Source organism: Bradyrhizobium sp. MI1.3 (assembly GCF_055811695.1).
The window spans coordinates 16,846-27,846 of the sequence record NZ_JBVVPQ010000083.1; the positions used below are offsets into that span (position 1 = coordinate 16,846).

General features: G+C 57.6%; 6 protein-coding genes and 1 pseudogene. 4 read left to right on the top strand and 3 right to left on the bottom strand.

Features of this window, described 5'->3' with window-relative positions:
- The first annotated feature begins 1 nt into the window (after position 1).
- From AC0L3A_RS34890 to AC0L3A_RS34900, 3 genes are read left to right on the top strand one after another with little or no spacing between them, the layout of a single operon-like run.
- Positions 2-724, top strand: coding sequence for a heme-copper oxidase subunit III family protein (locus AC0L3A_RS34890; RefSeq protein WP_219684592.1), 723 nt, complete (start codon positions 2-4; stop codon positions 722-724).
- Positions 725-733: 9 nt separating this feature from the next.
- Entirely contained in the window at positions 734-1,135 is a 402-nt protein-coding gene (locus AC0L3A_RS34895) for a cytochrome C oxidase subunit IV family protein (RefSeq protein ID WP_007601157.1), read from the top strand.
- 34 nt (positions 1,136-1,169) lie between these two features.
- Positions 1,170-1,463, top strand: a complete 294-nt coding sequence (locus AC0L3A_RS34900; protein WP_219684590.1) for a GYD domain-containing protein — start codon at positions 1,170-1,172, stop codon at positions 1,461-1,463.
- 106 nt (positions 1,464-1,569) lie between these two features.
- Here AC0L3A_RS34900 and gspG read toward each other — a convergent pair.
- Positions 1,570-2,031: pseudogene (gene gspG, locus AC0L3A_RS34905) on the bottom strand (type II secretion system major pseudopilin GspG).
- A gap of 701 nt (positions 2,032-2,732) precedes the next feature.
- Here gspG and AC0L3A_RS34910 point away from each other — a divergent pair.
- Positions 2,733-6,083 carry an AAA family ATPase gene (locus AC0L3A_RS34910; RefSeq protein ID WP_007601159.1) on the top strand — a complete coding sequence of 1,117 codons (3,351 nt, stop codon included), beginning with the start codon at positions 2,733-2,735 and terminating at the stop codon, positions 6,081-6,083.
- A 115-nt stretch (positions 6,084-6,198) separates the two neighbouring features.
- On the opposite strand, the gene AC0L3A_RS34915 is transcribed toward AC0L3A_RS34910, so the two are convergent.
- Positions 6,199-7,473 (bottom strand): patatin-like phospholipase family protein, encoded by a 1,275-nt coding sequence (locus tag AC0L3A_RS34915; protein WP_473256079.1) that lies wholly within the window; start codon positions 7,471-7,473, stop codon positions 6,199-6,201.
- 2,245 nt (positions 7,474-9,718) lie between these two features.
- Positions 9,719-10,336: a lysozyme family protein gene (locus AC0L3A_RS34920; RefSeq protein ID WP_473256080.1), complete on the bottom strand. Its 618-nt coding sequence runs from the start codon at positions 10,334-10,336 to the stop codon at positions 9,719-9,721.
- Between the last annotated feature and the right edge of the window lie 665 nt (positions 10,337-11,001).

Here is an 11,001-nt window from a genome sequence, read left to right on the forward strand (position 1 = left end):
GATGGCAGAAACGGCGCTGATAAACAACGTAGAACCGCCGGCGCGGCCTGCAGGTTGGCGAGGCATCGCCGCCGATTGGTCCTCGGATCAGCGCGCCTTCAAGAACGTTTCCTGGGGGAAGGCCATGATGTGGATCTTCCTCCTCAGCGACACCTTCATCTTCAGTTGTTTCCTGTTGTCGTACATGACGGCGCGAATGTCCACGACCGTGCCGTGGCCCAATCCCAGCGAGGTCTTCGCCCTCACGATCGGGGAAAAGAAAATCCCGCTCATCCTGATTGCGATCATGACCTTCATCCTGATCAGCAGCAGCGGGACGATGGCGATGGCCGTCAACTTCGGTTATCGCCGCGACCGCGTGAAGACGGCGGCCTTGATGTTGGCCACAGCAGCATTCGGCGCAACGTTCGTCGGAATGCAAGCCTTTGAATGGACCAAGCTGATCGTGGAAGGCGTCCGGCCCTGGGGCAATCCCTGGGGTGCGGCGCAGTTTGGTTCGAGCTTCTTCATGATCACCGGCTTCCACGGCACCCATGTGACGATCGGCGTGATTTTCCTGATCGCCATTGCGCGAAAGGTTTTACGGGGAGACTTCGATGTCGAGAGGCGCGGTTTCTTTACGAGCAGAAAAGGGCATTACGAGATCGTCGAGATCACCGGCCTCTACTGGCACTTCGTCGATCTCGTGTGGGTGTTCATCTTTGCACTTTTTTATCTCTGGTGAGGTCGCAGCATGACAAACGTCGCGGTACATCTGGAAGCAAAGCAACACGCGCTGCAAGCTCACATGCATGACGCATCTGCATCAGGAGCCACGCACACAAAGGGCCAGCAGCATCCGATCAAGCTTTACCTCGTGGTCTGGGGATGGTTGTTCGTTCTCAGCACCTGCTCCTATCTCGTCGACTATTTTGGCCTCCACGGCCATCTCCGATGGTCGCTGATCCTGCTGTTCATGGTGTTGAAGGCTGGCCTGATCGTTGCGGTCTTCATGCACATGGCCTGGGAGCGGCTGGCTTTGGCCTACGCGATCCTGCTGCCGCCGGTGCTGGTGCTGGTCTTCGTGACGATCATGGTGCTCGAATCCGACTACACGCATCTGCTCCGGGTCTTGTTTTTCGCTTCAACGGCATAGCTAGCATTGCTTTCGTGCCAGAAGGAGGACGGCAATGACCACCTATGTCATGCTTGCAAATTGGACCGAGCAAGGCATCCAGAAGGCGAAGGACTCGCCACGCCGTCTGGACGCTGCGAAGAAGGCTCTCAAGGATATGAGCGGCGAGATCAAATCCTTCTTCCTGACCATGGGTGACTATGACATGGTCGTGATCCTGGAAGCCCCGGACGACGCGGTCGCGGCGCGTTTCAGCCTGCAGCTGGGGATGCAGGGAAACGTTCGGACGCGCACGTTGAAGGCGTTTCCCGAAGCCGCCTATCGGGAAATCATCAACTCGCTCGGCTAGTCGGCTCGGGGACTATCCCGGCCGGATGAAGTTCGCAAGGACGCGTAACGCGGGCGATGTCGTCCTGGACGCAGAGGACGCGCTCGCGGCCACGGTGCGGCGCTCACTATTTCTGCCAGTTAGCGATATCGGCTGCCTGCTCGGTGCCTCCTTCGCGACCGTCGGCTCCAATGGACGCCAGGTCGTAGGCTAGCCCATGCGTCCCCGGAGATGCATACTCATATGGCTTGCCTCAAGGATCGTTCGGAACCACGCTGCCTTTCAAGTAAGGCCCGTTCCAGCGTTCGACGTTGTTTGGCTTCTGCACGAGCACGGCCAATCCAACACCCGTCGCCGGATATGAGCCATTGTCGAGATAGTACAGGTCGAGCGCTTGCGCAAAGCTCTCGATCTGAATCCTGGCCGCTTTGGTTTTCGATTCCGACAGATGGTTGAGCACACGCGGGCCCACCAGACCGACGACGAGACCTATGATGGTAATCACGACGAGCATTTCGACGAGCGTGAAGCTGTCCTGCTCCAACAAAACACGCTGGGGAGCGGTTCGACCGATTAAAACTACGCTGATGCTGGCGCATTGCTCAACCTGGACTTGCTCTTCCTCTCGTATCGTCAAAACATCAAACGACCAAGATGGCGGGCTATCAGGGCGCGAGGTCGGGGAGTTAAGCTGCCCTCCGGTAAGAGAACAGCGCCTCCACAGTAGTGGGTCATCTCAAGCCTTGGCGTCCTTGATCTCATCGTGGTGAGACAGGCTCGAGACGTGGTTCGGAAACCGTGGGCACAACGAGAAGGATACGTATTGGACCGGTCCTTCGATCGACGGCCAGGTATCGCAAATCCCCGATCAAACTCTTGAAGGTGCGGACGGCTAAAGCGGGGCTGATGCAATCGTTCCTCACGGCGAACAGATGAGCCGCCGCAAGCACTGCCTTATTTTTGGCAAGCATCGCATTTCGGGGAACGACGACGCTCGCCATTGATCCCGGGCGCCATCGATTTCGATGGCCAGTGCCTTCAAATGCCTGCATCTCCGGCGCTACGGCTTCCGCTTCTGGCGCCTCAGACGTGGAAGAGCGGAAGGTGATCGGCATCAAGCGAACGCCACGATGGACCTTCAGAGACCGTGCTTGACCGCGCCGACCCTGAGCCAGGAGGAGTGCCGGTTTTGCGTTGCGGGAAGATCCGGGCTTCATGCCTTCGTCTCAGATGTGCCTACGCTTACGTTCTTGACGTGCTATGCTAATTATAACAGCCAATAGGTGTGCCATGTCCGGTATTGCAGAATGGCTATCATCGATCGGTTTGGGAGAGTACGCTCAGCGCTTTGGCGAGAACGCCATTGACCTATCAGTTGTTGGGGATCTCACCGAGCAGGACCTGAAGGACCTCGGTGTCCTGCTCGGCCATCGCCGCAAGATGTTGCGTGCTATCACGGAGCTCAAGGGCGACATTGCGCGCACGCCTCAAGCGGGCGGCAAGGCGGCGCGGGACGGAGCCGAGCGGCGTCAACTCACGGTTATGTTTTGTGATCTGGTCGGCTCGTCGGCGCTCTCGGCCCGTCTTGATCCCGAAGATTTGCGAGGGGTTGTTGGCGCCTACCACAGCTGCATTGCGGAGGTGATCGCTCGGAATGAGGGTATCATCGCGCGATACATGGGCGACGGAGTGCTCGCCTATTTCGGTTATCCACATGCCCACGAGGATGATGCCGAGCAAGCGGCGCGCGCCGGGCTGGCGCTGGTCGATGCCGTGGCCAACCTCCAGACATTCCCGTCCACGCAACTTCGAGTCCGCGTCGGGATTGCTACCGGGATGGTGGTCGTAGGCGATTTGACGGGAGAAGGTGCGGCGAAAGAGCAGGCGGTTATTGGCGAAACACCAAATTTAGCTGCGCGCTTGCAGACGCTCGCCGATTCGGGCGCCGTCCTGATCTGCGAGAGTACTCACCGGCTAACCGAAGGACATTTTGAATTCCGGAATCTTGGCCCGGTCATCCTGAAAGGTTGGGCGGAGCCAACACAAGCATGGCAGGTGCTGGGCACTACCGGCATCGACAGCCGCTTCGAGGCCCAGCACAAAACTCAGTTGACGCAGCCAATTGGACGCGAGGAGGAGATCGAGTTGCTGTTGCGTCGCTGGCAGCGCGCCATGAGCGGCGAGGGTTGCGCAGTAATGCTTACCGGAGAGGCGGGCATCGGTAAATCGCATATCGCCTTGGCGCTCGACGAGCGGCTGCAAGGAGAGGAGCACATCACGGTGCGCCAATTCTGCTCGGCGCATCATACTAATAGTGCGTTGTACCCGTTTATCCGGCAACTCGAACGAGCCGCCCGGTTCGAGCGGAGTGATTCGCCGACGGCTAAATTCGCCAAGCTTGAGGTCCTGCTCGGTCGATCCGGAGCTGACGCAGATCGCGTAGTGCCTCTGGCCAATCTTTTGTCCTTGCCACTCGGTGAGCGTTACCGACTGCAGGAGCTGAGCCCGCAAAAGCGCAAAGAAATGACATTAGGGGCGCTATTGGCTCAGCTGAAAAGCCTGGCAGCACTGCAACCAGTGTTCGTCATTGTTGAGGACGTCCATTGGGCGGATCCGACTTCTCTCGAGCTCCTGACGATGACCTTGGAACAAGTACCGCGGCTTCGGGTGCTGCTGCTCATCACCGCGAGACCGGAATTCACGCCGCCTTGGCCTGGTCATGCGCATGTTACGACGCTCTCTTTGACGCGACTTAACCGTCGCAACGGAGCGGCGTTGATCGAGCGGGTCACCGCCGGCAAGGCGCTCCCGAAGGAGGTTTTGGATCAGATACTCGCCCGCACTGATGGCGTGCCTCTGTTCGTAGAGGAGCTGACCAAGACCGTGCTCGAAACCGGGTTCTTGCAAGAGCAGGACGATCATTACACCCTAAGCCGCCCTCTGCCAGCGATGGCGATTCCGACCACGTTACAGGCATCGCTAATGGCCAGACTCGATCGATTGGCCCCGGTAAGGGAGGTAGCTCAGGTCGGCGCCGTGGTGGGTCGCGAGTTTTCGTACGAACTGCTGAGCACGGTGGCCGGGTTGCCAAGAGAGAGACTGGAGGAGGCTCTTGCCCAGTTGGTCCGATCGGAGTTGATCTTCCGCCGCGGCGAGTTACCGCAGGCGGTGTATACCTTCAAGCATGCACTTGTGCGGGACGCTGCCTATTCAGGGCTCCTGAAGAGCCGACGCGCAGCGCTGCATGCCACGATCGCGCAGGCCTTCGAGCAACGGTTCCCGGAAATTGTGGATGCTCAGCCCGAAACGCTCGCGCACCATCTCACTGAGGCCGGACTGTTCGAAAAAGCGGAGGCATACTGGTTGCAAGCCGGCAAGAAGGCAGCCACGCGCTCCGCCAATCTTGAGGCCATTGCGCACTTGCAACGAGGGATCGAGGCCACGAGCCATCGGCCCGATGACGCACGAAACGACAGGCTTGAACTTGACCTCCAGTTCGCTTTAGGCCCCTGCCTGATCGCTACCCAAGGGCCGGCCTCCAACAAGGCGATGGCTACCTTTACCCGCGCGCGAGAGCTGTGCGAGCGCCTGCGAGATCCTCCCGAGCAACTTCAGGTCATGTTCTGGCTAACCACTGCGAGCGTCATTCGCGGTGAGCTGCCGCTGGCCCAGGAAACGATCGCCGCTTTGCTTCATCTCTCCCAAACGCGCGGCGACCGGCCAGCCTTGCTCAATGCGATGCGCGGGCAGGCGATGATCCGCCTGTTCATGGGACAGATCACCGGAGCCCAGGAAGCGATCGAACGGGCTTTCGAAGCCTTCGAGGCGAGCAGCGAGGAGGATAGACTGGCAGCGCGTGTGGCCGGCCAGGATGCCGGCGTGGCCGACCTTGCGCTGATGTCGTGGCCACTGTGGCTACTTGGCCGCGACGATACGGCCATTATGCGAATGGACGCTGCAATTCAGCGCGCGGATGCCATTGGCCATCCGCATTCGCAGGCATACGCTTTTTATTATGCCTGCATTCTCCAAGCTCTCCGCGGCGAATTCCTGATAGCGCAAAGTTATGCCGAGCGCTGTATCGCCTTATCAGAGGAGCATGGATTCCGGCAGTGGCGTTTGGCCCGCGCCGTTCGCGGCATATGCATGGCATCGCTCGATCCCTCACCCAACGCGCTCGGAGAAATCCGTCCTGCGTTGGACGAGTATCGTCACGCAGGTTATCAGTTGGCCATTACCGCGCTCTTGGTACTTTTGTGTCAGCGCCTGTTGATTGATCGAGACTACGAGCCCGCGCTGGAGTTGATCGAGTCGGGCCTCGCTATAAGTACCCGCAACAGCGAACGAATTTTGGAAGCCGAGTTGTACCGACTCAAAGCACGGGTGCTAATAGGCCGCGGCGGACCAGATGTCGAGGCTGTGGCACAGTCACTGATCGAACAGGCATTGGCCATGGCAAGGGGGCAACGCGCCAAGGCCCTTGAGCTTCGGGCCGCGACAGACCTTGCCGCGCTATGCATCGATCAGCAACAACGCGAGCAGGCGCTCGATTTACTTGCGCCGATCTATGACTCCTTCACCGAGGGCTTCGACACGAGAGATATGAAGCAGGCGAAGGCGCTGCTCGACAAGCTGCGGTGACTATCGCAAAACGCCGGTTCGTTGCGTCAGGCCCGGATGATTGGCCTCAAATCATTATTCGAGGTCGAGGATTTCCGTTCGGAAGACTTCCGCCCTTCCAATGATGCTCGAGCCTTTATGCAGCGGCTCGCTTCAGCTCCTTGTGATATTCGCACACGCTTTGCCAAGCTGACCCCTCTGGCTTCTCGTTGATGAAATGCGGCCCGTTGTGCGCAGGGCGCGCCTCATGCTTTCCGAATGCCTCGAGCGCCTGCTCCGCAGCGGCCTTTCCCAGCTTGCGTCCATTATCGAGATTGCTGTGATTCCATTTGAAATTGATGTGACCCGGAACGTGAATCTCTATGATCTTGAGTTTCTTGTCCCTTGCCTCCTCCTGTTTCGATTTTTTGTCACACCGGATGTGGTATTTGAAAAGCTTGACGTCATCTTCGCCAACCGTCGAGGCGAACAATTGGCAAAGATTTGCCAGCGCGTCATGAAGATTCTCCGGCTTGCGGATTTGCTTTGAATCGACAATCCGGCTCACCCATATCTCTTCCAGCTCCGGGTGCTCCTCCAGCAAACTTTCGAAGTTGACGGTATCGACAAGCGCCCCTTCGCAGTAGGTCACTCCGCCAATCTCTACGGTACCTTCGACGAAGGGAAGAGCTGAACACGCACACAAGGTGCTTGCGTCGATAGGGCCCTCAAACATAAACTTTCCGCTCGCCCTTTTCATGGGACGATTGGAAAATAATGCGAGCTTCTGCTGATCAAGGTTCCAGGCGTTATGGAAGATTACTGGTTTTCCAGGCTTTTTCAGCTGTTCGAAATCTATCCCCTTCATGAACTCGCTATCTGGATAGTTGATCCTTGACAGGCCGTTGACTTTGGAAAGGTACATTAAGGACGTCAAATAACGGATGAAGGGATTGGTTGCCATCGCTTGATTGAGAATCCATCTATTGAAATCCCCTTCATCCAATCTTGTGAACTTCTTTTTTCTGTCTCTGTCAGGCAGCTGATTGAACAAAATCTCCATCGAGTCCTGGAAGACGTCCATCATCCGGTATGGATCCCATAGGAAGTCCTTATAGTTGTCGGAATCGCTGACGAAGTTGGTCAGCGCCTTTATGTTGCTGCGCCAATCCGGACCGAAGACTGTGTTTATGGGAAAACGCTTATAGCTTTCGTCGTCCCGAAAGACGCCATTCCTGAAGAATTGGTGAGTCTTTTCGACTTTGTCTTCATGATCGTCCCATTGGTTGTAGACGATCCCGACCCATGCGCCGATGCAGGACAGTGCCCAGACATCGAACGTTATGTTGTGTGCGGTGAGAGCTTCCAGAACCCCGATGTGCAGCCCTGCCGCCGGTCCACCACCCCCGAGCGTTATTGCTCTCTTCGCCATGGCATCCTCCGTTGACTCTTGTGTGGTTATGCTCCGATCGAATTTCACTGCCGCGGAAGACTAGTAGTTTTCATGCCTATTGAAAAGCGTTCGGACCGTCCGTTGGCCGGACTTTGGCAGAACGATGCGCGGGAGCCGTGGTGGTTGATCCGAGACCCCGAGCGACGCGAGTTAGACGTCGCGGCAGGGGATCGCTAAGCTCTCGCAGATAGAAGCGAACGCTTTCGTTGTGTCGGTGTCCTCGAAACAGAACCGGGTCCCGGAGTCCGCACGTTCTACCCACCAGTCGATCTTCCTTCCTTTTGATATCCGGGCCGCCTCTGAGCGGAGCTGATCCAACTGTCGTCCATAGGCCCGAACTATTACGCAATCTGGCTTAGTCATTAATCAATGTTCTTTCCGCAAAAAAAACGCATAAGCGCTGATCGCGCCACCTTATGAAGATGCGCTCCGATCAAGAGCCTAGCGTCGAGACTGTTCATCTACCTCGCGCGCGGCCAAGGTAAGCTCTATTTCGGTGAGCTGTTCCAACAAACGATGCACGATGTCGACGCAGTCTGATGACGGTATGGATCTCACGCCTCGTGCGTTAAGCTCCGCTTCGAGGAGCTTCGCCAGTACAAATTTGACACCCATTGGATTCCTAAAATGCGGGCCGGGATGAAAACCCAATACTGCACCATTTGGGAAAAAGTTGCAATTGGAGGTAGATCACAGAGCCGCAATTCAATACCCTCGGGCGGAGATACAAGCCTGCGAAGGCACATCGCATCTAGGGGGATTCGTAGATCCGGCCTGAGCGAGAGGCCCTGCGGTTCACGCCATCGGCGCGGTTATCCGCTAGTGGATCGAGACCGGTGCGGAGCGACTGGCCTCCTCACGTCATTGGTTCGCCGACAGGCTACCAATCGTCAGTGCGTCCCTTCGCTCTATGTCTCTGAGGAGCGGAGAAAGTCGCTTGCATGGTCATATTGTGCGCTGCCATCTACGATCTGCTGGGCGCGCGGGCCAAGTAGGGCGCCAACGATTTCGGGACCGAGCAGTTCAAGCGCGGTCTGCCCATAGCTGAAGCAAATTCGCGGGAATGTCTTTCATAGATTCCAAACAGGTTCAGTAAGCGATGTTCGCCATCGTGGTTGTGGTCCTGATGCGCCTTCGCTGCATAAAAAGCAAACAAGCCACGAAAAGCTTCACGGGAAACGATAGGTTTGCCATCGCAATGTCCCCCAATAAAAAGCGAGCCATCTAATTCACGAAATTTGGAGTTCTCGTGGAATAAAAGCTACTGGTATTTAGTCGCTCGGCTTTGAAGAATCGGTCAGCAAAGCTGTCTTGACTAATGCAGCCGCCGTGACAGCCAGGCGCCATCGCCGGGGCTACGGTTCTTCACCTTTCAATGTCTGTTCCTATAATGCTTTAATGTCTCTGCCGTACCGCCGCACCGCCAGTGACAACCTGGTAAGGAGGGCTGTCAAAGAGCCCTGAGGGACCCGACAGAGCTGAGGCTGAGGACTACCTGGACCGTTCTGTGGTCTGCAAACACGCTCAGTCTCCCTTCTAAATAGGTATGAGCGTCGCCCTGCGTGCGCCTGCAAGCATCCGGAGTTTATTCCGATCTACTGCTTGAGTGAGCACAGGTGGTCACGAGCAGCATGGTCCGGGTGCATTGCCAATCGGTTCCCAACATCGGTTCATAGACTCCACGAGGAGTACCGATCGCCATAGTAGTACCAGCCGCCATCAAAACAACGGCGGTCAGCGCGAGCATTCGATAGGTTGCCAATTTCCACTTCATTGCGCTTCCCTCCAGTGGAAGCGTACACGCTACGCTCGGTGATACTTGCCGCTTGTGAACTACTTCACACAATGCGCATCACAGCCGTGTGCAGGAGGCGCGCCAGCGTGAACTGAAGGGCCTCCGATCGTGCCGGCAATCAGATCAGTTCATCGGCTGCCCCTTTGCACAACAATCACAGTTCGCCGAAGACCTCACTGACCTTCATCTTGATCGGCAAAAGTGGGTCTCCTCAGAAAGCGGAGCGGCGGACGCCATCGCCGGCGCTGCGGTACGGGGACATGGTGGTTATCGCGACGGGCAAGCCGCGGCGCTGCCGCCGGTTCCCTCATCGATGAGGTTGCGTCAGGTGAGATCTGGCAAGCGCCGTCCTGAACGCTATGGATCGGCTACCGAGCTGGCTTCCAGCCGAGAGCTTCGCGACCGCAAATCGCGTAGTTATCTGAGCCGCTAACGGCCAGGCCGAGTGCCTACTGCCATTTTGCGATCGGCCCAGCTCTTAACATCGCCGACGGTCGTCGCCTTGAGGAACGCGTTCGCCTTGACCAGCTTTTCGCGTGTGGTTCGACCCGTTATGTCAGCGGCGGCCATAACTGAAGCAGCATCGGCAGTTTCTGCGCCGGAAAATAGCGCCACGGCTCCCGCCGGTCCCGCGAAATGGGCGAGGTAGAGAGAACCGGGCGTGGCCGGCAGACCGCGCTTGGTCAGCATCGCGGCATGTTGCTCGACCAGCCGTGCGGCAACCTCGCGCGTAAGCTCAGCATCTCCGCGCAAGTCCAAGACTTCCTTGTCGCTGCGGCCCTTGATCAGATCGCGTCGGTGCCTTCGAACGGCTTCGAGCCACGTATCATCGAGAAACTGGGCGGCGCCGGCGGCGCTCGACCGCTTGTTCCTTGCATTCGGGTCACCGTTGGACTCGGCTATGATAATGCGCTCGACCAATGCCTTCGCAGCCGCTCTGTCGATCGATTTCCCCTTCAATTGAGCATCGCGAAACAGGACGAAACTTGCGACGAAAGCCAGGCCGATTGCCAGTCCAACAACGAGCGTGATGAATTCCGCGGACAACCACTTCCGCGCGGCGACAACGGATCCACGCTCGTCGGGGCGAGGCGGTCGGATTTCCTCGTCGCGGCGTATTTGCTCTGACACATGCGGCGGGAGCCGCGGGTTGCCATCAGCTGTCGTCCCAACGTAGAGGAATCCGTGCTCTAGGTCTGGCATCGCGTCTGCAGGTTTAATGCTTTCAAAACGCCATCGAAGGCACCTGACAGGCACGGCTTTGCCTCCGCGATTGGTTTGGCGCGACTGGCGCCTGCGCTTGCCTTGGAAATTCCGTGGCGGGGCCGAGGCCTGGGCAGCATGATCGCGGATTTTCCGCTTGCGTTGCCTTTCTGCTCGATGATCTTCGAATGTGCTGGTGCAACGATCGCAATGTGGTCCGGCGGATCCTTTAGTTCGCTCGAGGAAAGTGGCTGCGGTGGCGCTTGGAGTTGCGGAGTTTCGAGCCGGTCTGCCTTGGTCAGTGTATCGTGTGAGGGACGTAATCCGACCGTTGCGAGAGCCGGCGGCTCGTTCACAGGCTCTGTGATGCGCGGGGGCGCCTCGAGCTCCATCACGGCGAGTGTACCGAGGCCAATTAGGAAGAGAGCTACTCTCATCTGATTTCACGCCCTCCGAACGAGAAACCTCACTCAAATCCTCTTAGAAATGAGCTCCAGAAATCAAGGACG

Bases quoted from the DNA above. Each gene is read 5' to 3' on its own strand.
- AC0L3A_RS34890 (WP_219684592.1), top strand. From the start codon at position 2: ATGGCAGAAACGGCGCTGATAAACAACGTAGAACCGCCGGCGCGGCCT.
- AC0L3A_RS34895 (WP_007601157.1), top strand. From the start codon at position 734: ATGACAAACGTCGCGGTACATCTGGAAGCAAAGCAACACGCGCTGCAA.
- AC0L3A_RS34900 (WP_219684590.1), top strand. From the start codon at position 1,170: ATGACCACCTATGTCATGCTTGCAAATTGGACCGAGCAAGGCATCCAG.
- AC0L3A_RS34910 (WP_007601159.1), top strand. From the start codon at position 2,733: ATGTCCGGTATTGCAGAATGGCTATCATCGATCGGTTTGGGAGAGTAC.
- AC0L3A_RS34915 (WP_473256079.1), bottom strand. From the start codon at position 7,473: ATGGCGAAGAGAGCAATAACGCTCGGGGGTGGTGGACCGGCGGCAGGG.